Origin of the sequence: Desulfosporosinus lacus DSM 15449 (assembly GCF_900129935.1) — a bacterium.
Classification (GTDB): domain Bacteria; phylum Bacillota; class Desulfitobacteriia; order Desulfitobacteriales; family Desulfitobacteriaceae; genus Desulfosporosinus; species Desulfosporosinus lacus.
The window spans coordinates 541504-564346 of record NZ_FQXJ01000003.1 but is presented as its reverse complement, the minus strand read 5'-3'; the positions used below and the strand labels follow the sequence as shown (position 1 = coordinate 564346).

The window sequence follows — 22843 nt, the reverse complement described above, 5'->3', positions numbered from 1 at the left end:
ATTATGCCACCTCTCCTTTCTTGAAGAACTCCTTCGGGTTAATAGCCACTAGAGTAGCCCCTATAACCACCAGAAGACTGCCTATAACCAAGTTCTGCGTAAGGGGGGATTTCAAGAAAACAACAGAGAAGATGACTCCCCACATAACATAGGTTCCGTTAAGAGCCATTCCTTTAGCCACGCCAATGGTAGTGTTAGCCTTATACCACGCCAAGTATGATATCGCTGCCGCCAAGCCCACAATGGCAAATGCCCCGAGAGTTCCAGGCAGAGTGAAAACTTGGGAAACTACAACCCAGCCACCAACGATAGGGAGAATTACAATAGCCAGAAAAAGTCCGGAAGTTAGTTGACGAATATTGATGGCAACCTTTGGGTCAATCATGGACATGCCGAATACTGCCAAAACGGCTTCTGCACCCCAACCTAAGGCGGCTAGTGATGCGAAGAGAAGACCGAGGTAAAAAGTTTCACTGTTCACGCCTTCGGGCGGAACATAGGATATGACGATAGCTCCAACAACGGAGAGCAGCATGCCAGCCCAAACCCGGGGCACAATTTGTTGTTTAAGGAAAATCCGGGAAAGAAGAGCACCAACAATGGGATATAAGGCTGTAATTGTTAAAGCATAAGCAGATCCTGCCAGAGAAATACCCAGTAGGTATCCGCCATTAGCAATGGGTCCACCCAATAAGGCGGCTACACAAACCATTTGACCGGGAAAGGTTTTAAGACTGCGGAGAACTTCCTTTAAACGTCCGGCCCCACCGTTATAGAGGAGCAGCCATAGGCCGGCAAAAGAATCATTGATACAGGCGGCGGCCAGTGGGATGGCAAATATGGCAACATTTTCGCCCATGACAGGTATCATACTTAAAGCAAGGCCCAAGAGTACACTGTTTAAGCCCCAGGTAAAGCCGCTGAAAAGACCTGTGAAGACGCCTTTTTTAGTAAAGTCAGCATTCAGTTTTTCCTTCATCATAATGGCTTTTTGGTTTCCCGATATGCTCATCTAGTCAATACTCTCTCCTTTATGGAGTACCTGAAGAACTTAGATTCTTTAGATATTCCATATAGATTTAAATCATATTAAAAATGCTCCAACACGGTTCTGCTAATAATTTCATCCTGTACTTCCTTGCACAGTTCTACGAAGTAAGCGCTATACCCAGCGACGCGAATGATCAGGTCTCGATATTTATCAGGTTCGATTTGGGCCTTCTTCAAAACTTCATTGTCAACATAGCTGAACTGCATCTGACCATTACCCAGAATGGAAGCTGTTCTGAGCAAAGTGATCAGGCCATTCTCTCCTTCCGGGGTTTCCAGAATGCCGCGCAACAGTTTGAAATTATGCACCATGCCAATATTCATAGACTCGATACTCAACTTGCTGACGGATTTGATGATGGCTGTGGGCCCCAATTTATCGGCACCCTGGGTCGGGCTGATTCCATCTGACAAGGGTGTCCAAGCAAGCCGTCCATTGGCTGTCGCGCCGGTTATTTCCCCGATAGGTGTGTTGTTGGAAATGGAAAGGGTCCCATGAGTAAAGCGCGAATACAACATTTTAAACGTTTGGTGAACTCGTTCTGTCCAGCTGATGATATCTGCGGCAATTTCATCTGCATAGTCGTCATCATTTCCGTATTTTGGTGCATTTAGGCAATCTGTTCGAATGGTTTCGTAGCCTTCAAAGTTTGCTGCCACTGCATCCCCGATTTGTTTGAGGGTATATTTCCTGTCCTCAAAAACTAATTTTTTAATAGCCGCCATTGAATCAGCATAGGTTCCCAAACCGGAGAAGATAAGTCCGGGACCGCAGTTAATGAGAGCGCCGCCGCTTGTAACATCCGTACCTTTTTCCATGCACCCTTCTACCAGTAGGGACATGAGAGGTTTGGGAACAAGGTCTCGATGAACCCGTTGGCTAACAATGGTTCCGACAGCTGACAAGCGAATAATATGCTCAATTTGTTTTTTGCAGGCAGTGTCAAATTCTTCATAGGTCTTGAAATTGTCAAGGTCCCCCGTGTCAAGGCCTTCCATGGTACCTCGCCATTTCATCCTGCCGCGATTCAGAACAAATTCTATAGCAATAGGCCATTGGGTATATCCGGTAGATGTCCATTGATAGATTCTGCCCGATTTTTGCGGTTCTACGCAACCCATGAGGCAATAGTCTCGAGCATCTTCAATGCTGAATCCCTTAGAAAGCATCATTTTGATATGACTGTCATCAAAGTGACAAGCAGGGAACCCAAGTCCCGCTTTCACAACATCTACAATTTTCTTCAGGTATTGTTGGGGGGATTTATTATGAATCCGACAAGCAAGGGACGGTTGATACATTTTGGTAAAACGAACGGCATCCATAATCAGATAAGTCAGGTCATTGGTTGCATCCCCGCCAGTTCTCTTCTGCCCGCCTATGGTGCAGTTGATAAAGGGTTGATAGCCGGCAAAGTATTTCGCTCCCAGTTCACTGGAAAGCCACATGACTTCAGAGCATTTAATAATAAAACAGCTCAACAGTTCGAATGCCTCTAGTTTGTTCATTCGGCCGGATTCCAGGTCGGCCTTGAACATGGGGTAAATGTATTGATCCAAGCGTCCGACGGAAATCCCTGTCTGGTTTTCTTCTACCACAAACAAAGATTCCAAAGTCCAAATGGACTGGAGTGCTTCATGGAAAGTACGGGGAGGATTAGCCGGTACATTAGTGAATATATCAGAAATCTTGTAAAGTTCTTTCTGCCGAACTGAGTCATGCTCTCTGTCAGCCAATTCTTTTGCATAATCAGAAAGCCGTTTGGCATAAGCCAAAATGCCGTCACAAGTCTCAATCTCTGCTTTATAGAAGTAAATCTTGTCCAGATCATCTGGATTTTCCATGGACAATTTGCTCAATCTGTCGACGGCTTCCTGCCTCGCACCGTTGATACCTTTTTTAATCAGTATGACATCATAACCTGGGCAGGTGTCGCCACCACCGTTGACCTGATGATAAGAAAGATCACTGACAAATGATTCGCCTGAAAATGACCATACGCCGGCTTCTTCATATTGTGTCTGACAAACCTCATCCAGGCTCTTGCCTTCCCAATAGGGGAAGATCTCTTCCCGCAAAACCTGCTTGTCTTCCTCGCTGATTTCAAAGGGATCCTGCGCCCGAGTTGACATGGTATCCAGTTCGTCCCGAACCCATCTCCAGGCGATATCCGGGGATACAGCACCGGCTCTCGGCTTCCCGCAGGGATGTCCCACAATCAACTCATCCTTTTGAATTACCAAAGGAGCTGTCTCACAGGCCTTTCTGAAGCACTTAGCCCGAAGAAGAATTTTTGGCAACCCAACATTTTCTTTAGTCACTTGGGTGAAAGCTCTGGCACGATAGATACTGACACTTGGTTTAACTTTTAAATAAGCTGCTTTCAGCCGTTCCAAGCGCGGTGTCAGTCCCTTGATTTCCCCTTCATACGCAGGCGATTTTGTCACAGTGTTTATTGCGGGACTATTCGCGGACAATTCCCTGGAAATCCCCTGAAACAGTTTCATAATGGCGGATGTTTCTTCCGGGGACAAGTGTTTTGTGGCATCCGCAAATTTATTTGAAAACTCTTTGATATCCAACTTTCTTTCCTCCTCTTACTTTAGAAACATAAGCCTCGATGGCATGTACCAAAGTATCTAAACCGGTAACAAACTTTTTCATTACCGCCGTCGCCTCAATCGTCTCCCCATTACTTAAGTAGCTCAAGTAATTTTTCAAGCACCTCTTTTAAATCATCCGTACTTTCAATGGAGAGTTGATCAACACCCTTGGTTATATCCTCTAGCTGACGTACACCATAGCCGACTTTTCGGATATTAATCAGGTTCATGGGGGTGACATTATCAGAAGTATACCCACCGCCTGCCGTACCGGAACCCAAAGTTAATGCCGGGAAGAGATTGGTTGTCGCCCCTATCCCCCCTAATGACGCTGGCGTATTCACCAGTACTCTGGATACTGGTTTTTTTAGGGCAAATTCCCGGATCACATTCTCATTCTTCGAGTGAATGACCAAGGTATGTCCTCGACCTTCATTTATAAGCAATTCTACGCATTTTTCACAAGCATTCATCCAGTCCTTTTCAACGTAAAAGGCCAGAACCGGGCAAAGTTTTTCCCTTGAATACGGATTGTTAGAGGAGACATATTTTTGTTCTGAAATCAATAATAACGTATCCGTTGGCACACATATGCCGCTATGCCGCGCCAACTCTAACGCCGTTTTTCCGACAATCTCTGGATTTAAACTGCCATCAGGACGGAAAAAGAACTTACTGAGCTGAACTGATTCCTGCTCTGACATGAAATGAGCTCCATTTTTCCTAAGCTCTTGCCTTACTTCATCAGCGATACAGCCCTCAGCAACAATGGATTGTTCCGAGGCTGAGACAATTCCGTTATCAAAGGTTCTGCTGACAATGATATCTGCTACGGCCTTTTTTATATCAGCCGAACGCTCAATAAATGCGGGTCCATTCCCCGGGCCACCATAAATAGTCGGTTTTCCAGATGTATACGCTGCCCTGACCATCTTAGGCACACCTGTAATCAGAATGAGAGATGTATCTTTATGGTTCATCAAGGCAACCGTACCGTCCACAGCCAGCGTTCGCAAATATCCGATGGCACCACTTGGCAATCCGCTTTCTTCCGCGGCCTGTATGAGAATATCAAGTACCTTTGTGATTGTTTTTTTGGCCTTAGGATGAGGAGAAAAGACAATAGCATTACCAGACTTTATGGCAATCAGTGCTTTATAAATTGTAGTTGATGTAGGGTTGGTTGAAGGAGGCAAGGCGACAATTACTCCAACGGGTACGCCAATATCCATGGTCTTATTTTCTTTGTCTTCACCGATAATGCCGACAACTTTCATGTCCTTGATTCTCTTATAGAGAAAATCACTCGCAAAAATATTTTTAACAAGCTTGTCCTGCCATTTACCAAATCCTGTTTCTTCATGGGACATCACTGCCAGTTCTCTAGCATGCTTATAGGCTGCTTCAGCCATATTCCCGACGACTTTATCCAGTTTTTCTTGTGGAAAAGCCGCTAGCTCCTTTTGCGCCTCTCGGGCATTTTCCACAAGAATTCGAGCCTCTTGGACGGAGAGCAAATCATTGTCAATTCTATTCATATTCCAGTCGCTCCCCCTTTCCACTCGCAGAATCAATGGTTTAACAAATGCGTTATTTACCAATCGATAACGTATTTGGCGATAATCTTTTCTACCTCCGCATGAGGCCTGGCAATGACAAGGGAGCTATAGATCTGGCCTACCTTGCCTGCTTCTTTGACGCCGGCATCTACCGCTGCTTTCACCGCTCCCACATCCCCGCGAACCACGACGGAAATCAAACCGGAAGCCACGTTTTCATACCCAACCAATTCCACATCCGCAGCCTTGCACATGGCATCCGCAGCTTCTAGCACCGAAACCAGGCTATACGTTTCTATGAACCCTAAAGCACTATTTTTGTCCACACGGGCTCCCCTTTCCAAATTAATGTTTCATTCCGCGTCTATGTCATGACTCGAGACAATCTTGCCTATCCGGCTGATGGGACGCGGCATAACGTGGGAGGCTGTCAACTCGCCGATAGCGGCTGCGGCCGCTGCTCCCTTTTCTACAGCCGACCTTACTGCTGCTACATCCCCTTTAACCATGACCGTAACAAGTCCAGAACCCATATTTTCATACGAAACAAGAACAACGTCAGCAGTTTTACACATGACATCTGCTGCTTGAATTGCCGGAACCATGCCTCTTGTTTCAATAAGACCTAATGCCTCTTCTCCAGAGTATTTCATAGAAACAACCCCTCTTTTTCTTTCTATGCATAGATTTAAACTTTTTAGGATTGTCTTTTTTGTTTTTTAATTTAACCGATAATAATTTGTACTTTAATAATATCCTATGCAGAACAATTTTTTTTGAAGAATGAATATGTATAATTAGCATTATTGTATCCAGCAAAATATAGTTCTTGTACTAAAATGACTTCTTTGAATAATCGAGACATAAGTTTAAAATTCACTCATGTAAATTCATTTTTACAAGCATTGATTTTGTTAGGATTATTTGCTAAAGTAAATTAACAAATAATCCTAAAATCCAAGTTTAATAACTTGGGGGAGATATATATGAGAATGGAAGAATTAGTCCAAGAAAAGCTGCGCCATGCTTTTCTTGATGAAAGCATTGTCTTTGATAAATCCCGCTTTGCCGGGGGACTTACCAATTACAACTACATCATGACTATTAACGGTATCGAATATGTCATCAGGCAACCCGGCGGCATGACGGAACAGATTATTGATCGAAAAATTGAAAGGGTCAATAATATCATTGCCTCTGAGTTAGGTGTGAACTCTGATTGCATTTACTTCGATGAAAACAGCGGCATTAAAATAAGCACAAACATAAAAAATAGCCAAAACTTGGCTCAAACTGATCCTGGCTCACCTGAAAACTTGGATTCCGTTTCTACTATAATGAAAAGAATCCACTCCTATCCCAAGGGTTTTTTGAACCGCTTCGATTGGCAAGCAGAGCTTTCCAAATACGAACTGATTATTCAACAATTACACGGCGACCTTTTCTTTGATTACACAACTCTAAGAGACCAATTAGTCACTTTCGTCCAAAAAAATATCAAAAATACAATTTTGGTGCCCTGTCACAATGACACAGTACCTGAAAACTTTATCATTGACGATACGGGCAAAACATATCTTATAGACTGGGAATATTCTGGCATGAACGATCCCTGTTGGGATGTGGCTGCCTACATCCTGGAATCCAAACTATCTTCAGAAGCTATTCAACTTTTAATTCAGAACTACTTCGGCCAGCCACTGACCCCTATGGAAGAGTTAAAAATAAAATGCTTTATGATGGCTCAAGATTTACTCTGGACAGCCTGGGCTTTAATCAGACATTACAACGGGGATGACTTTCTCGAATATTGCTTGTTTAGATATGAACGTTTCCGAAAGAATATCAAAGCAATGACCAAATCCCCCCATTGTTCCGTTGCCAGCATGGTTACGAGTTGAACACCTCAACAAAAGAAGTACCAATCGACAAATGAAAGAATCATAATTTAAGCCCCGCCTTCACTAAAGAGGCGGGGCTTAAATTACGTATATGAATTTGCGGTTTCCCTAGCAAGCAGAAGTACAAACAGCCAATTTTACTGCTCACCCAAATTAAAATATACATTAAATGTTGAACCTTTAGGACTGGTTTCAACGATTATCCTTCCGTTGTGACGTGAAACTATACCGTAACATACGGCTAATCCTAAGCCAGTGCCTTGTTCCTTGGTTGTAAAGAATGGTGTACCTAGCTTTTCTAGCAAAGACTGTTCAATTCCAGTACCTTGATCCGCTACGACTAAGACTACCTCACATTTAGTACAAAACGTTCTTATTTTTAGCTGCCCGCCACTAGACATCGCTTCGAATCCATTACGAACAAGATTTAAAATCAGTTGGCGTATTTCTTGTATATCAAGTTGTAAATCCGGCACATCATTAAGCTCAATGGCTAATAATTTATCGTTGGTTTGGGCGTCTGCTTGGACGAGCGGCAATGTAGAGGTGACTACGTCATTAATATTGTACCATTCATACATGGTTGGTTTGGTTTTACTAATTGATAGAAACTCCGAAAGAATAGAATTTGCTCGGTCAAGTTCTTCTATCATGAGGCCAAAGTATTCCTTATCTCTTGAGTCTTGTTTGTTCAGAAGCAATTGCAAAAACCCTTTTACTGTGGTCATAGGATTTCGCACCTCATGGCTAATGCTAGCCGCCATTTCGCCGATTAAATTCAACCTGTCAAGCCGCACCATCTCTATCTCAGTTCGTTTACGATCGATGATTTCTTTTGTAAGTAAATTATTAGTAGCTTGTAATTCCTCAGTTCGCTCCATAACTAAATGCTCTAAATAATACTTATGCCGCAAATTCTGTTGCTTAAATTTATAGAGTACTATTGATATAAAATATGATATTACAACTAATAAAAATACGTCCATATAATACCCGAAGCTCATATACGGATCTTCTTGACTAACCGTTAGGGAAATCATAAAAGTAAGGCAGGATAATCCATACAAAAATGCCAAAACCCTCGATTTAAAATTTACCATTACGGCAACTGAAAAGCATGCAATAACATAAACATTACTTGGCCTATTAATCTCTTGACTAATCCATCCAGATATTATAGCTGAATAGTTTAGTGCAAAAAAGGCAAAAAGAATTGCAAATACTTTATGAAATAAAGTTATCTCATTTGCAGAGTGAAGTATAACTCTGTAGGAGACCAAAATAAACATGAGTGTAACCAAAGCTAAAACAACATGAGTATGAAACACATAATAATATGCTTCATTAATTGCCCAGAGGCCCTTCGCTCGGTTATTACAGTCAACAAAAAGAAAAATAAAGTTTATCGAGAATAAAATAAGAGCAAATTTCCTGGTTTGATTATAATTGTCGTAACTCATAATCCCATCAATAGCGTTTTCCTCATCCTCAGAAATTGGTTGCAATCGAAACAATCCCATGCTGTAACCCCTATCCAACTATTATTGATCAATTTCAATGCTGATTACGGTAAGCCCTGCTTACCGGTTGCATGAGGTAATAAAAAAACAGAATTGTATAATTAATGTAAAATTCTACAAGTATTAACACTTTCCTGCTTGATTTCTGTAAATTTCAGGGATCGTTTCGTCCCAATTCAAAATTATTTAGGTCAGATGGTAAGCACTGTCTCAAAGGCCACACTGTATGTGCGAGGGAATCACCTGCGAAATAAATTCAGTTGGTGGTCCCCCCTAAAAATCTAGTCCACAGTCGTATAACGTATTGAGGAAGATTGGTCAAAAAATGAAGAACAGGTGAATCCTCAATTGCTGTTAGTATCTGTTCAAAGTGAACTAAAGGGGGAGACAAGGTGAAGTGTACTTGTGACCATGAAGTTGGACCTTACCACTATTGCCCTAACTGCGGGAGACCTGTTGAAATGAACAATACACTATCAACATCAGAAGATAAAGAGATTACTGAACAGTTGCCTGACGACAAAAACTGTAAGCTTGCGGAAATTAGGGTAAGTGCCCAAATACGTTCTATAAAACCGAAAGAAATCAAGGTTGTCCTTTTCTCAATCTTAGCTGTTTTCCTAGTGGCATCGGGATGGAACTACTGGTTCAAGTCGGTCTATCAACCTAATCAAAGCTTAGCCATGGCTACAACGCTATTAAATATTGGACAAAAACCCGAAGCCGATGAAGCTTTTCGCGCCTTCATCTCCACGTACCCAGAGCACGCCAAAGTTGCCTTCGCTTATGGAAAGTTGTTTGAGCTTAATTTTAGTGACGAAACTAAGTCTGGCGATATTTTGAAAATATTACAGGAGAAATATCCTGCATCAAAAGAGTATGCCAATAGTTTAGCCAAATCAGCTGCCCGAGAGATCAACACTTTCAAACCTCTTTACGATTACTACTATAATACTGGGTACGGAAAAGATAAATATTACCTAGATGCTAAAAGTCTTCTTGACGAACTTAATAGGCTTGGTGATTCAAGCGCCTTTATTTCTGTGGGTGGCCCTGATCTTATTGCCAAACTAAATGAAATTGTTCATCCTGCTTCCGGAGCTATCGAGTTTGAGCTTGCCTTAAGCGACTACATCAACATCGAATCCGTAACATCCGCTGACAAACCAAAGGTCACATTAACCAAAAGTGATGGCACTTTGGCTGAAGTTCAATACGACAATGAGACCGGACTTGTTAGCTCGTATGATCTAGCTCCGGGTAACTACAAATTGGATATTAATATGATAAGAACCTTTGGAGCTCGCCGCGGCAGCTATTTTGGCGGGGAATCACTTACTATTATACCTGGGCGCAAATACAAAGACACTACATACCTGTTTCTGAAAAAGGAGTCTAGCTCAAGTTCTGATAATATAGATCGCCGATATTTGGTCCTAGACAACAATACTCAAAGCATTGTTGCTAAACAAATGGTTGCATCCTCGGATTCGACTGTGCCAATTAAAGTTACTGGAGAGGTTTTGCCTAAGGGCTACAGCATTCCTGATAATGATCATTATCTATTCGACTTAGATAACGATAAGAAAAACGAGCTTATCGCTTATTACCTTAAAACGCGCTCACTCGCTATCTTACATTGGAATGGCATAGCATTTGAGGAGCAAGCTAAATTTCAAATTGGAAGCAACGATTCGAATCTTGACTTTTCGATGTTTCCAATAAGCATTAAATTATATAATCTTGAAGGAATTCCCTTCCCTGTCTTGGGACTAATAACTACAAGTGGTGAGAGCGGGAGTTATCCTGAATTAACCCTTTTAAATTGGAATGGCGAAGACGGATACAACATCATTTGGAATGCTACTGCCGGAGACCGTGGGGATTGGCAAATATCTAAAAACAAGATCGTAATGAGTCAGGACAATTTCAATGTAGGTGCGCATGAAGATGCCAAAACTAGATTTACCCAAGAATACGAATATAATGGCACTGCCTTTGTTTTAGCCAACGCGTATTCATCTGCAACAAGGTAGGAAACTGAGCTGATTTCTAGATTTCGAATATTATGTGTTGCTATAACATTGAGGATCATAACAAAGGTTCTCCAAACAGGATTAACAAAAAGACCAAATCCCAGAGTTAGAGCTCGGGAATTTGGTCTTTTGATATTAAAAGTCTTAAAAAGCTTTCTACTGAACTTGTCTTGGCTAAGGGAAATTACACATGCCATGCTCAACATTATAGGAGGTAAAACATTTCATTTTGTACATTAAGGCGCCTTCGTCATTTTTTCTTAGAATTCGATGATTTATTGTGGAAGGCGAAGCGTACTTAAATTTTGAACTTACCTACGAGTCGTGAAAGATTTTCGCCTATTTTAGCCAAGGCCTCTGCAGATTGACTTACTGAATTCATTGTAGCAGCCTGTTCCTCGGATGCAGCCGAAACACCTTGGGTACTAGCAGCCGTTTGTTCAGCAATGACACCGATATTCTCCACTGATTTAACAGCTTGCGAACTCCCATCGGCCATTTGTTTCGATGCCTCCGTGACTTGCTGAATTTGTTCAACGACTGTTTTGATCTCAGACACAATAGTTCGGAATGAATTCCCCGCAAGATTAACGGCTTCTACACCGGCAGCAACTTCTGCCTTCCCTTTCTCCATCACTCCTACAGCAAGTTTTGTATCATGCTGGATGTCACCAATCAGCGTGGAAATCTGAGAAGCAGACATAGAGGACTGTTCTGCGAGTTTCCTTACCTCTTCAGCGACCACAGCAAAACCTCTTCCTTGTTCTCCCGCTCTTGCCGCTTCGATCGCTGCATTTAAGGCCAGCAAATTAGTTTGTGACGCAATGCCAGTAATAACATCAACAATTTGCCCAATCTGGATAGATTGTTCACCTAACTGAGAAATAACCTCCGCTGTTTGGTCCGTTACCTCACGGATTTGCTCAATCTTCTGCACAGCGTTTCCTGCTTGAAGAGCACCCAATTCTGCGGCATGTGCTGCTTTACCACTACTATGACTTACAATCTCCGCATTCACTGCGACTTGTTGTGCATGGGTAGACAGTTGCCTGATGATTTCGCCAGTATCCCCTACTGAGATAGCTTGCTCAGTTGCTCCCGAAGCAAGTTGACCCAGTGTATCAGCCACTTGTTCACTTGCAGCCGTTGCTTCTTGGGCTGAAGCCGATAATTCTTCGCTCGTTGCACCTAAAGTACTAGCAGTATCGTTAACTTCCATAACAATGCTATGAATGTCCCCAATAAACCGATTAAAATGTTGAGATAGTTTTCCTACCTCATCATTAGTTACAATATTCAACCGTTTGGTTAGGTCTCCATCCCCTTGTGAGATATTCTTTAACACTTCACTTGTTTGTACAATAGGCTTAGTTATTCCTCCAGAAACTATGTAAACGACCAAACCAATTACAAAAATGGCGATCATAGCAACAATGATTGAGAAATTCCGAATTGAGTTTGCTTGCTCCAAGATCGTCGTCATTGGAACGTTAATAACAAGCGACCATGGTGTTATCGTTCTACCAATAGTCACTGGCACGTACAATCGGTAATATTCATCATTAGATATGGTATAACTCTTGCCAGCTGTGATTTCTTCTATAGCTGCCTGATCATCTACCACTTTGCCTATTTTATTCGGATCTGGGTTTGAAACATACTTACCATTATTGGAGATAAGACACGCATATCCGGTATTAAAGGGCTTTATGTCGGCAATCATTTTTTGAATGGTATCTAATGCTATATCAACTCCAACTGCTCCGGCATATGTGCTGTTGTCATTGATCATTATTGGTTCAACTAAACTAATCATTAGGACTTCTTTACCATTTACTTTGTACAAAATAGGATCTGTGACAGTTTCCTTCTGAGTTTTTTTAGGAATTAAGTAAAAGTCCCCTACACCAGGTGTTTCATAGTCTATGAGAGCTTCTAGCTTAATATCTCCTGCCCCCCTGTTCCAATAAGGGATAAATCGACCTGTTGCATCATAACCTGGTTGATTTATATAATTTGCGTCTTTCCCATCGAGTGCATTTGGCTCCCATACCGTCCAGGATCCTAGAAAAGGAAGATTATCATCCAAGACGCTCACTATCATGGAATTCATAGTGGCACGATCGGTGTTGTTTGCCTTTTTAAGTCCTTCGAAAGTTGACCCTAATGTTCTTACCGTGTCCATTGGAACGTTTAATTCATTTGTTACTTGATTGGCATATTGGTATGCGCTGTGTGTTGCAGTTTCGTAAGCAGCTGTCTTTGCCATTTCAACCGATTTTGTGGATACTAGCAAAATAACGCAAACGAACGAAACTAAGACAACGAAACCAGTTGAAAATAATATTTTGTTCCTCAGATTTAAATCTTTTACTGACATTCATATTCCCCTTTCAATGGTACAATTCAAAATGATTATGTTAGCTAAATCTGTCCCGCAAGATGTTCATCATAAGCTGATCAGTTCCCTCAAATATCATTAGATAAGTTGTCATCATAATTTCCTCCTTATAAAACAAAAAGACGCCAAATCAATGATCGGCGACAAATTTTTGTTCGGTAACCCGGCTATCTCCCACACTTAAGGCGAGACCCGTGGCTTTGCGTCCCCAGTTCACACTGAGTTTGCCCTTATCGCAGAATATTAAATTAATCAATTACTAATCAACTAGACTAAAGCAGTAATGAATATAGCACATTGTGCGTTATAATACAATATATCTGCATATAACCAATTATAATCAGTCTCATTACTTCATAGTGAGAAAGAATGTAGTTGCGAAAAACACTTAAAAGTTGCGATATTGTATTAGACCTAAGACAAACGAAAATCCACCTAATTTCGTTTGTTTACCACATTAATAATACTGGAAACTCTTAAATTATTACTAATCTAAGACACCGTCTCTATTATAATCGATGTTATAATAGATATCGACACAACCAAAACTATACGGTATATAGCTCTTTTATATACCATTATTTATAAGGTTAAAAGTCAAAAAATCAGTCTCATATTCTTGGTTTTAGGTCAGTTGTTATTTCTCATGAGTCTTTACTTCATAAAAAAAACGAAGCTGAAGGCATCACCTTCAGCCTCGTTTTTAATTGTTTTAACAAATGCTTGATATGATGGGATTGGATAATGGAGTATCTGGTAACCACTTTATTGTTTTGAAGATCTCATTTCATTTGCAAACAAACTTTGAACAGCATCTGCCTGATCTTGGGTTATAGTTTCTGCCGTTACGAGACTATCCAAGATACTGGAAAATCCGCCTTTGCCTCTTTTCTGATCTCCACTTTCACCCGGATCACCTGTAGGTTTTGCTACTTCGAGAGCCGTTTGGATCGCATCTACTTGAGCCTGTGTTATCGTTCCCGCTGTTACCAGACCATCTAAGACGCTTGCTGAGTCTGAGGACTTCACAGCCTTGAGAGCTGTTTGTATCGCATCCGCTTGTACTTGTGTTAATGTTTCAGCTGTTACCAGACTATCCAAGACATTTGAAAACCGGCCTTCACCTCTTTTCTGATCTCCACTTTCACCCGAATCACCTGTAGGTTTTACGGCTTCGATAGCCGTTTGAATCGCATTTTCTTGAGCCTGTGTTATCGTTCCTGCTGTTACCAGACCATCTAAGACGCTTGCTGAGTCTGAGTCTGAGGACTTCGCAGCCTTGAGGGCTGTTTGAATCGCATCCGCTTGAACTTGTGTTAAAGTTTCAGCTGTTACTAGACTATCTAAGACACTGGAAAATCCGCCTTTTCCTCTTCTCTGTCCACTTTTATCCGGATCACCTGTAGGCTTTGCTGCTTCAAGAGCCGTTTGAATCGCATCTGCCTGAGCCTGTGTTATCGTTCCTGCTGTTACCAGACTATCCAAGTTGTTTGCAAATCCACCTTGTGGTGCGGCTGACTGTATTTGGGCTAAGAAGTTTTGAGTGGGTACAGTGGCTCTGCTTGACTGATTTGCATAAACACCTGCTGTGGACATAAGTGTTGCTATAGCAGTTAGGATTACAATTGATTTTACCTTTTTCATTTGGTACACCCTCCTTAAATTTAGCTTTGTTATCATTGAGCTGGACAAATCTTTATGTAGCAACCCAGTTGTCAGAGATGATTCCTGTATATGTGTGTAACATACCTGAGGATCAACGCTTTTCACTCGAAATGATTGAGTACAATGTTATTATGCAATATCAATCTGAAATTGGTCTGAATCTTACCTTAAAGTTTACTGAAATTCATCTGAATGTATCTTGATCTTGTTGGACACCTTGTCCGACTGAAGGAGTCACCGCAGTTTCTTGTTCCGCAAGATTAACGATTTACTTAATCTACACAATTCTAACAATAAGATAACCGCAATGAGCCCTGTAAACCTATAGCGCTATAAATTTATTGGGCCATATTCCTGTTACCAGACGTCCTTGCTATAATGGTTATGTAAATCTTAAAAACACAGTCGACAGTAAACGAAAGAGATATAAATCAAGGGCCCATATTCTTGATCTCTAATTTGACACCTAAAGAAGTTTATTTAGTAAAAAGGAGCTTCTACATGTTAGCGGAGTTTAAAATTATTAATGACCCCTTGCGTCCTAGTATTTGTACCAATCTTTGTTCAGTTTGTTACCGAAATAGTAAGAATGGGAGTAAAAGCATTGGCTGCTGTTCTTATGAACCAGAATTCTGTCTTTTCGATTTAGTATTTTTATATCTTCATTACCCGGAGTTTTATAAGTTAATCTTAAAAAAAGGTCAGATAATTAAGGGATATAACGGAATAATGCTAGAAATGAAATCCGGCTTCAACCATTGTCCCTTCGCAAGTGACTCGGGTTGTGTCTTACCAAGGGATGCCATAACGCCTCTGTGCCGGTTATTTATATGCCAGGAAGCGGCCATCTTTGGACCAGACATAATCGAAGAAAAATTCGACGAATACTTTTCAAGCAAGGAATATGACTTAAATCTCTTTTTGAATAATAAATTGGTACATGACAAGGATTTTACCAAGGCAAGACTACACAATTTTATAGTGGAATTTTCCCCAACAATAGACACTATGATTTCAGGAATTAATAGAATTAACCCGCCGATAGAAACTTTCAATATAGAAATGAAGATTGAGGATTTTGGAATACTCCTATAGTATTGGATGAACCATTGGCAGATGCGGTAACTCACCATAAAAATTAGATTAGAGCCAATCGAAGGGACTAATCCTTAGAATAACGATGGTAGTTGTTATTGTACTAGAGAAAATGGTTATCTCCATATCCCATGGAGACAACCATTTCTCATATGATGGGTAATGTAAACCCCATCCCAGCTTTTCTTCGCCATTTCTTCCTCAATTATTATACTGGTGACGCTTGTTGGCGTAACTGTACTGTTCGCGTCCTGAACAGTTGGCATATGGCTTGTGCCATCCCATCCTTCAGGGGCACTAACGGTTGTTCCCAGCGAGATCTGCACTTGGATATTTGCTGGTACACTGAGATCAACAGCAGACAATACTGTGAGTACCGGCAGCGAACTTCTGGTAACAGTACCTGCTGAGGGAGTTTGCACTTCTATATATCATTAACCAAATCTGTTATCTGACCTGACGGAACTGTGCCGTATTCCTCTTTTAAAACCCTTGTAAGCCATTGGTAATGATCTGAAATTGCCCGATAATCTCCAAGCGCTTCGAGTGTCTTTAGCAGTCTAAAATTTGCCTCTTCATCGTAAGGTACTAATTCCGTCAGCAGCTTCAAACCTCTTGATACTTGCGCCGCATCTCCTTCTCTAGAGTACACAGAGATAATTTCATTCAGTACTGAGGCGAGTTGCTTTCTTAGTTCCTCATCCTTTTCCATACTCCATAGATAACCCTGCTGAATCAAAAAACCCCTGCCAAAAAGCACACAGGCCTTCTCCACATTAGCATGGGTTGCTTTATCCCCGAGCCTGAAGTCGGACAAAGCCTGCTCCAATTGGAAATAATCACATTCTGCATTTGTTATCGTGAGACAATATTTGTTCCCGCTATAATTAAGCATGATCTCTTGTTTTAGCTTGGAAAAGATGTTCCTGATTTTGCATATAGAGGTCTGTAATATTGGCAGAGCTTTGGCATATTCATACCCCGGCCATAAGTCTTGAATAATAGTATCCTTATGAACGTAACTGTCATGCTTCATGAGCAGGTAGGCAAAAAGTTCTTCTGCCTTGGCCCTCTCCCATTTCACAGGAATACCTCCGATGCTGGTTTCCAACTGGTCAAAGCATTTTATTCTAAGGGCTAAGGACTGGAGTGGCGCCTTTAAAAGAATTTCATGACGGATTTTTCCAATCATCTGCTCGAAACGTTCAAGCTTAATCGGTTTCATGACATAATCCGAAGCATTTAGATCAAAGGCTTGGACAGCATATTGGTCCCAAGCGGTTATAAAGGCTACTTTCATTGACGGATTTTTCTCCAGAAGCTTTTCAGCAAGAGTAATTCCATCCATTTCAGGCATTTCTACATCAATAAATGCCACCTGTGGCGAAATATCCGCCACCTCCTCCAGCGCTTTCAGCGGATTTTGATACTTATTTTCTACTCTCATGAAACCGCTCTTCTCCACAAGCCCGCTTATTTCTTCAAGATTATACCATTCATCATCCACAACGATTGCTTTTATCATCCTATCTTTCACCCCCAACTATGAATCAGCCGTTATATAGGGCAAGGAAAACGTTACAGAAGTACCTCGTCCCATCACACTGGTAATTTTAAGACCTTCTCCGTAATGTTTTAACAGTCTTTTATGGATATTCAAGAGGCCTATTCCAGCCTTTTGATCTGCACTTATTTCTAAGGCCCCGACTCTTTTTTCCCGCATACCTACTCCGTCATCTTTTATTTCAAAGCAAACGTTCCCACCTTCACAGGTGATTTTTAACCAGACATTTCCTCCCTCAGCTTTTTTCATAATTCCATGTCGGATTGCATTTTCAACCAACGGCTGAAGAACAAGTCTTGGAATATTGACTTTAGGAATAATTTCGCAAACGACTTGGAAATTTAGCCTCTCTCGAAATCTTGCTTTTTCAATAGCTACATAGGTGCTGACAGATTCAAGTTCCTTATCCAGCGATACCATAACTGATGTGCTGTCAAAGTAACAACAATTTGCAAGGTATTCACCGAGATTGGCAATCAGATTTTTAGCCTCATCAGGATCCTTTGTTATCATTGAGGAAATGACGCTAAGGGTATTGTTCAAAAAATGAGGCTTAATTTGGGCCTGCAAAAAAGATATCTCATTGGTTTCTGCTTTAGTTAGTGCATTAGAAGTAATGGATTCTAACCTATTTTGATATTTAACAAATAACGAGACATCATTAATTGTAAGTATTTTACCAGTTTGAAAACCATCCTCAGTTATAATTCTTATTATTTCAGCAGAGTAATAATGCGCCTCACCATTAATCATCTTTTGATATTGCAACTTGGCATTTTCGTCCAAGATACCGTTTAACTCTGAATGTGCTTTAATAAAGGAATCAAAATTATGTATATCCGATAGTTTAGTTAGCTCAGGATAAACCTTAAGGAAAGCATCATTAACGTCAATGATATGATCCGTCATATCGATTAGCAGTGTCCCTTCTTTGGACTGGCGGAATACGGTTTGCATCGCTAGGGGAATAGTATTAAAAACTCTAAACTTAAATATGCCAAAAGCATATAAAAGCCCCGAAAAAATTGACACAACGGGATAATAATCGATGCCTAGATAACTTGTATTAGTTGCACCTAAATACACAGAAAGCCAAGGAAACAAGGATGCAATAATCATGATGATGTGGCCGTACCGATGCAAGCGTGGTGATTGAAGATAGGCACGGATATAAAAGGCTGTAGCAATTAATCCGATCAATGTACCGGAAGCAACCATCACAATATACAGCGGACCTTTGCTGGAAACGATCACCGAAAAATATCCATTGCTTTCAAACTGATATAAGGAAATATATTGATGATGTATATTGTTAGTGTAAAAAACTAAAAAATATGATACTGGATGATAGAGCATTACATACTTGGCCATCTTTAGATATTTTTTCGGTGCTCTAACATATTCTAGACTCATCATCAACCATAGATAATGCTCAAGTGGTATTGCTATGTGCTCAATGTTAAACCAGACCATAGCTGAGGATAATTCATTGGAATTTATTTCCCCGATATATCCGCCATTATATATGATTGCTGTTATTAAAAGCAGGATAAAATAATTTGCCCCCGGCATAGTTCGTCTTTTGTAAGCGTATCTGATCAACAGGATGGCACACGGGATTGACGCAGCAAGTAGTAATGTATATGTAAGTCTGACAACATTCATAGGACTCATCCTCTAATTTCCAAGCATTAAATAGGGCTTGCTAGCCAAACCCCACTTTTCTATAAGACTTGCCAGATGCACACCACAACCACAAAAATTTGGGTATTTACAAACCTTCGATGCAAACATTACTTAGATTCCTTAGGCAACATTAAAGAATTACTTTCTGTTAATTTCCACATTTTTCTCCAATTTCCTCCTAAGGTCGATGAAATAGTTCATGAAAAAACAAAACTGCCAAAACTGTTTAAAACAATCCGGCAGAGTATTCAGAGTGAGATTCGTCCCAGCAATAACCCTCTTTCACTTTGAGTAAGTTCATTGAGAATTATGCGTTGTCGAGTTGTCTTTTTAATTTTCTAAACCCAATATACATACTAATACGCCATGGTAGGATCATGCTAAAGGCCAAGATGAAAAAAATGCCGCTCATTTGAGTGGGATCGATATGTATGGTCTCAGCAAGGATAATTTTCCCGATCATTCTTAAAGCAACTAAGCCTATCAAAGCCACTATAAACAGCTTTGATCTTTGGAGATAGATTTGGTTGTCCCGAATTTCAAATTTAGAAGTTTTTATTAAGACGATAGAGAAAAGCATTCCCATAACAACGGAACTTATCAGTTCAGGTAATGTCGGTCTAAACATTGGTAAGATAAACATACTCGCACCAGTTGCCATGAAAAGTGGCGGCAAAATAATTTTTTTCGCTACAGCCGGTTTTTTTGTGTTTCTCAATCGTACAAAATTGACGATAACAACCATTAACAACGACACAATAATTGATGCAATGACTAAAAACTGTTTTGTGAACATAATTAACCTTTCTATCGTCCAGTCTTATACCTATTATAATATAACTCTTTGCCTTTAAAATATAGCAAAGAGTTATATTATTGCAGAGTTAAAGAGATATCGAACTCTTCTCTCATGCTTGCTATTGTTCAATTTTTTAGAATCTGTTTCTAAGTGATATCCTTATTAGAAAATTTCCGTATTGCTAACGTCACAAATCCGAGCATGTAAATGGCTATATAGAGAAACATCCATAGACTTGCTGGTTTGCCACTGCCCGATAAACTGGCAGCAGACATGGCGCTTGCTGCCAGCTCAGAATTCGGAACCATGACCCGTTCCATCGTGCTATAAATCGTTTGGAACGGTGAAATCAAGCTAATAAAAATTCCAGTACCAATGACTGAGTTGTTACTCACGTACTGCCCAATCATCTCGACCATTCCCCCAACATTACCTAAAATGTATATGAAGATCATTAAGATTCCATTGGACACTGCTTTTAAGGACACAGATCCAAACAATGTCAGGCAAAGGACTGCGACTGGCAGTAATAGATACAACAACCATCCTGTCATGATTTGAGAGAATGTTAGACTGGTTATCGTGCTAAGCCCAAAAAAGGCTCCGATGACCAGAATTAAGGAGAAAAGCAATGTTGCGTAGGTACAGGCTAAAATAACCAATCCGCCAAGTTTCCCAAGGATATACTGATAGCGTTGAATGGGACGAGAGAGAATCCCTTGAATGAGTCCTGACTCTAGTTCTGAGGCAATTGCACCCGATCCAAGCATAATAGTTAGCAAAGCTATTAACATGGCCGAAAACTGAAAACCCATTTTCGTTACCATTTGAATCGCAAAAGGCTTAAATTGATTTCCCATGCCATGAGTCACTGATGTGTTGGGAAAATAATTAAGCATTAATGTCCAAAATACCAAGTACAAAAAGGTGACAATCCCCATTATGATAAAGGTTTTTTTACGAATAGCTTCATTTAGCGTTGTGATTAATATTGCTACGATGATTGTCCCTCCTCGCCAACAATCTGCATAAACACAGTCTCAAGCGTCTCTCGATGAGGTGTTAACTCATATAGTGTTACACCATTGGCGATAAGACTAGCTGCAAGGGCAGGAATCTCCTCGTAATCGTTTAAAGAAACTGTTAGACTGCCATCTGCTAGTTTTTGCAATGATTCGTGTTGCTTATTAAGCTTGGCAAACAATTCTTCAGTTAGGCCATTGGCCCGAATTGTTAACAAAATTTTAGTCATTAGTAACTCATCCATCCGCGCGGATTTAACAACTTTACCTTTGTGAATAAAGGTAACACTGTCACAAACTGCTTCCACTTCACTTAAAAGATGACTGTTTAAGAAGACCGTTGTTCCTTCATCTTTCAAAGAAACAATAATGTCTCTGACATCTTTACGACCAATTGGATCCAGAGCAGATGTTGGTTCATCTAGGAAGATCAGTTGTGGATTAGGCAACAGCGCACAGGCTAACCCGATGCGTTGCTGCATGCCTTTACTATATGAACCCACTTTGTAGTTTTCTTGCCCAACGAGTCCTACTAACTTTAAGACCCTGCTAATTTGATCCTTCTTATTTTTCAATTTGAATAGTTGGGCATGGAAATTCAGCAAATCTAAACCTGTCATCCAGTCTTGATAACGGAAAAGTTCAGGCAGGTAACCCATCTTTTCTCTCGCAGAAACATCGCCAAGGGGTCTGCCAAGTACTGTGCCGCTTCCGGATGTCGGAAATACAAGACCCGTTAACATCTTAATACAAGTACTTTTCCCAGCACCGTTTCGGCCAAGGAATCCATAAACTTGCCCAGCTTCTATTGAAAGGTCAATTTGGTCACATGCCGTTTTATTGCCATACTTCTTAGTAAGAGCATGTGTTTCGATAATCATTACCGAACACTCCTAGCGATTTTCGCAAGCTCAGCATCCGTTTTATTACCCATTAATCCATATAAATTACCATCTTTGGTCCAAATCAGCACAGAAGCGTTCTCCATATTGGGCATTTCTTCTGCAGCGATTTTATGAGCTTCTTTCATCGCAGCAAATTTTTCTTCACCATATTTGCTAATCAATTTTTTGCTCATTTCATCCATGGCTGCCTCGTGGGACTTACCATTTGAGCCTTCAAGAGCTTGACTATGGGATCCTGGTGCGATCATATCTTGAGGAATTGTTTCAGTAAATCCCTTTAAATCAGACATAGTGTAGACGTAACCACTTTTCCCTCCCAAATCCACTTCTCTTCCGAAACCAACTAGGACAGGAAGATAGATATCAGAAGTATCTTCCTCGATCTCAGCAAGTTGTTGACGAAGATTCGTAGGAATTAACGGCAATTCTAACATAACATCTCGTAATTCTTTTTTGGCAGCTTGAGGTGCCTCTAAATAGGATTTCTGGGTTGCTACGAATAGGACATCATCATATTTTGCGAATGCTGAAGCTGAAGATACCATAGACATTTCGACATTATTTAGATTGCTGGAAAGCTGTCTAGGACTTTTAACCGCTTTCAGCAGTTCGTTGAAAGCATCCACATCTAACGTGAACGTCATCTTGCTAGAATCCATCGCAGAGATCTCAGGCTTTTGAGATTCTAGTTCCCGTGGCAAACGAAGTTTAAAAGCATCAAACTCCTCGGCCTCTTGCAGTTTTGTTACTTCATGTTGTGGGTGTGAAACAACGTTGATCAGAGAGCTGTGTTCAAAGTTCTTTCCTTTAAAATCTTCTTTCAGATTAGAAATGGTTTGCATTCCTTCTTGCAGATCCGCCATTGTAATTTCAAGGGTTTTCACATTGTTTACACGGAAAATCGATAGAGTATCCAGCGCTAAAGTTTGCACAGGTTTTACAAACGTAATAAGTCCCATCATAAGCACTAGTGAAGCCCCGATTGCTATTTTTCGTTTCATACCATCAGATCCCTTCATAATATAATTTCGCTCCT

19 protein-coding genes and 1 riboswitch are annotated in these 22843 nt (G+C 40.7%); of the genes, 3 read left to right on the top strand and 16 right to left on the bottom strand.

Translation table 11 applies throughout. The annotated features are described in order from the left end of the window. Position 1: 1 nt before the first annotated feature. The 6 genes from BUB11_RS02780 to BUB11_RS02760 form a co-directional block, all read right to left on the bottom strand. Positions 2-1012, bottom strand: coding sequence for a DMT family transporter (locus BUB11_RS02780; protein ID WP_073027683.1), 1011 nt, complete (start codon positions 1010-1012; stop codon positions 2-4). Between the two features lie 77 nt (positions 1013-1089). Beyond that, on the bottom strand, positions 1090-3633 hold the full coding sequence (gene cutC / locus BUB11_RS02775; protein WP_073027682.1) for a choline trimethylamine-lyase: 2544 nt from the start codon (positions 3631-3633) through the stop codon (positions 1090-1092). Next, the gene (locus tag BUB11_RS26795; RefSeq protein WP_143159025.1) at positions 3608-3760 is read right to left on the bottom strand and encodes an iron-containing alcohol dehydrogenase; all 153 of its coding nucleotides are present in this window, start codon (positions 3758-3760) and stop codon (positions 3608-3610) included. The genes cutC and BUB11_RS26795 overlap by 26 nt, the downstream gene beginning before the upstream one ends. Beyond that, positions 3744-5192 carry an acetaldehyde dehydrogenase (acetylating) gene (locus tag BUB11_RS02770; protein WP_073027680.1) on the bottom strand — a complete coding sequence of 483 codons (1449 nt, stop codon included), beginning with the start codon at positions 5190-5192 and terminating at the stop codon, positions 3744-3746. The genes BUB11_RS26795 and BUB11_RS02770 overlap by 17 nt, the downstream gene beginning before the upstream one ends. A gap of 56 nt (positions 5193-5248) precedes the next feature. Then, positions 5249-5539: a BMC domain-containing protein gene (locus BUB11_RS02765; protein WP_073027678.1), complete on the bottom strand. Its 291-nt coding sequence runs from the start codon at positions 5537-5539 to the stop codon at positions 5249-5251. A 27-nt stretch (positions 5540-5566) separates the two neighbouring features. Continuing rightward, entirely contained in the window at positions 5567-5866 is a 300-nt protein-coding gene (locus BUB11_RS02760; protein WP_073027677.1) for a BMC domain-containing protein, read from the bottom strand. A 333-nt stretch (positions 5867-6199) separates the two neighbouring features. Between BUB11_RS02760 and BUB11_RS02755 the strand changes: the two genes are divergently transcribed. After that, the gene (locus tag BUB11_RS02755; protein WP_073027675.1) at positions 6200-7114 is read left to right on the top strand and encodes a phosphotransferase; all 915 of its coding nucleotides are present in this window, start codon (positions 6200-6202) and stop codon (positions 7112-7114) included. Positions 7115-7251: 137 nt separating this feature from the next. Here the strand turns inward: BUB11_RS02755 and BUB11_RS02750 are convergent, their stop codons facing one another. Continuing rightward, positions 7252-8634, bottom strand: a complete 1383-nt coding sequence (locus BUB11_RS02750; RefSeq protein WP_073027674.1) for an ATP-binding protein — start codon at positions 8632-8634, stop codon at positions 7252-7254. Positions 8635-9095: 461 nt separating this feature from the next. Between BUB11_RS02750 and BUB11_RS02745 the strand changes: the two genes are divergently transcribed. Next, positions 9096-10670 carry a tetratricopeptide repeat protein gene (locus BUB11_RS02745; RefSeq protein ID WP_242947430.1) on the top strand — a complete coding sequence of 525 codons (1575 nt, stop codon included), beginning with the start codon at positions 9096-9098 and terminating at the stop codon, positions 10668-10670. Positions 10671-10968: 298 nt separating this feature from the next. Here BUB11_RS02745 and BUB11_RS02740 read toward each other — a convergent pair whose 3' ends face one another. Then, positions 10969-13050, bottom strand: a complete 2082-nt coding sequence (locus BUB11_RS02740; RefSeq protein WP_073027670.1) for a methyl-accepting chemotaxis protein — start codon at positions 13048-13050, stop codon at positions 10969-10971. Positions 13051-13225: 175 nt separating this feature from the next. Continuing rightward, a riboswitch (cyclic di-GMP riboswitch) is annotated at positions 13226-13310 on the bottom strand. 526 nt (positions 13311-13836) lie between these two features. After that, complete coding sequence (locus BUB11_RS02735) at positions 13837-14715, bottom strand: hypothetical protein (RefSeq protein ID WP_084110131.1); 879 nt, start codon at positions 14713-14715, stop codon at positions 13837-13839. Positions 14716-15465: 750 nt separating this feature from the next. On the opposite strand from BUB11_RS02735, the gene BUB11_RS28135 reads away from it, so the two are divergent. Further along, a complete protein-coding gene (locus tag BUB11_RS28135) occupies positions 15466-15831 on the top strand; it encodes a hypothetical protein (protein WP_242947429.1) in 366 nt (121 codons plus the stop codon). A gap of 116 nt (positions 15832-15947) precedes the next feature. On the opposite strand, the gene BUB11_RS02725 is transcribed toward BUB11_RS28135, so the two are convergent. The 7 genes from BUB11_RS02725 to BUB11_RS02695 form a co-directional block, all read right to left on the bottom strand. Then, complete coding sequence (locus BUB11_RS02725; RefSeq protein WP_073027665.1) at positions 15948-16253, bottom strand: hypothetical protein; 306 nt, start codon at positions 16251-16253, stop codon at positions 15948-15950. A 2-nt stretch (positions 16254-16255) separates the two neighbouring features. Further along, positions 16256-17356 carry a response regulator gene (locus BUB11_RS02720; RefSeq protein ID WP_073027663.1) on the bottom strand — a complete coding sequence of 367 codons (1101 nt, stop codon included), beginning with the start codon at positions 17354-17356 and terminating at the stop codon, positions 16256-16258. Between the two features lie 18 nt (positions 17357-17374). Further along, positions 17375-19060 carry a histidine kinase N-terminal 7TM domain-containing protein gene (locus tag BUB11_RS02715; RefSeq protein WP_073027662.1) on the bottom strand — a complete coding sequence of 562 codons (1686 nt, stop codon included), beginning with the start codon at positions 19058-19060 and terminating at the stop codon, positions 17375-17377. Between the two features lie 328 nt (positions 19061-19388). Then, positions 19389-19877: a CcdC family protein gene (locus tag BUB11_RS02710; RefSeq protein WP_073027660.1), complete on the bottom strand. Its 489-nt coding sequence runs from the start codon at positions 19875-19877 to the stop codon at positions 19389-19391. Positions 19878-20026: 149 nt separating this feature from the next. Beyond that, the gene (locus tag BUB11_RS02705; protein WP_282433974.1) at positions 20027-20866 is read right to left on the bottom strand and encodes an ABC transporter permease; all 840 of its coding nucleotides are present in this window, start codon (positions 20864-20866) and stop codon (positions 20027-20029) included. A gap of 8 nt (positions 20867-20874) precedes the next feature. Then, entirely contained in the window at positions 20875-21783 is a 909-nt protein-coding gene (locus BUB11_RS02700; RefSeq protein ID WP_073027656.1) for an ABC transporter ATP-binding protein, read from the bottom strand. Further along, the gene (locus BUB11_RS02695; protein WP_242947426.1) at positions 21783-22826 is read right to left on the bottom strand and encodes a hypothetical protein; all 1044 of its coding nucleotides are present in this window, start codon (positions 22824-22826) and stop codon (positions 21783-21785) included. The genes BUB11_RS02700 and BUB11_RS02695 overlap by 1 nt, the downstream gene beginning before the upstream one ends. Positions 22827-22843: the final 17 nt, after the last annotated feature.

Excerpts from the sequence above, each read along its gene's own strand:
- BUB11_RS02780 (WP_073027683.1), bottom strand. The coding sequence starts at position 1,012 with ATGAGCATATCGGGAAACCAAAAAGCCATTATGATGAAGGAAAAACTG.
- BUB11_RS02770 (WP_073027680.1), bottom strand. The coding sequence starts at position 5,192 with ATGAATAGAATTGACAATGATTTGCTCTCCGTCCAAGAGGCTCGAATT.
- BUB11_RS02760 (WP_073027677.1), bottom strand. The coding sequence starts at position 5,866 with ATGAAATACTCTGGAGAAGAGGCATTAGGTCTTATTGAAACAAGAGGC.
- BUB11_RS02755 (WP_073027675.1), top strand. The coding sequence starts at position 6,200 with ATGAGAATGGAAGAATTAGTCCAAGAAAAGCTGCGCCATGCTTTTCTT.
- BUB11_RS02750 (WP_073027674.1), bottom strand. The coding sequence starts at position 8,634 with ATGGGATTGTTTCGATTGCAACCAATTTCTGAGGATGAGGAAAACGCT.
- BUB11_RS02745 (WP_242947430.1), top strand. The coding sequence starts at position 9,096 with ATGAACAATACACTATCAACATCAGAAGATAAAGAGATTACTGAACAG.
- BUB11_RS02740 (WP_073027670.1), bottom strand. The coding sequence starts at position 13,050 with ATGTCAGTAAAAGATTTAAATCTGAGGAACAAAATATTATTTTCAACT.
- BUB11_RS02735 (WP_084110131.1), bottom strand. The coding sequence starts at position 14,715 with ATGAAAAAGGTAAAATCAATTGTAATCCTAACTGCTATAGCAACACTT.
- BUB11_RS28135 (WP_242947429.1), top strand. The coding sequence starts at position 15,466 with ATGCTAGAAATGAAATCCGGCTTCAACCATTGTCCCTTCGCAAGTGAC.
- BUB11_RS02720 (WP_073027663.1), bottom strand. The coding sequence starts at position 17,356 with ATGATAAAAGCAATCGTTGTGGATGATGAATGGTATAATCTTGAAGAA.
- BUB11_RS02715 (WP_073027662.1), bottom strand. The coding sequence starts at position 19,060 with ATGAATGTTGTCAGACTTACATATACATTACTACTTGCTGCGTCAATC.
- BUB11_RS02710 (WP_073027660.1), bottom strand. The coding sequence starts at position 19,877 with ATGTTCACAAAACAGTTTTTAGTCATTGCATCAATTATTGTGTCGTTG.
- BUB11_RS02700 (WP_073027656.1), bottom strand. The coding sequence starts at position 21,783 with ATGATTATCGAAACACATGCTCTTACTAAGAAGTATGGCAATAAAACG.
- BUB11_RS02695 (WP_242947426.1), bottom strand. The coding sequence starts at position 22,826 with ATGAAGGGATCTGATGGTATGAAACGAAAAATAGCAATCGGGGCTTCA.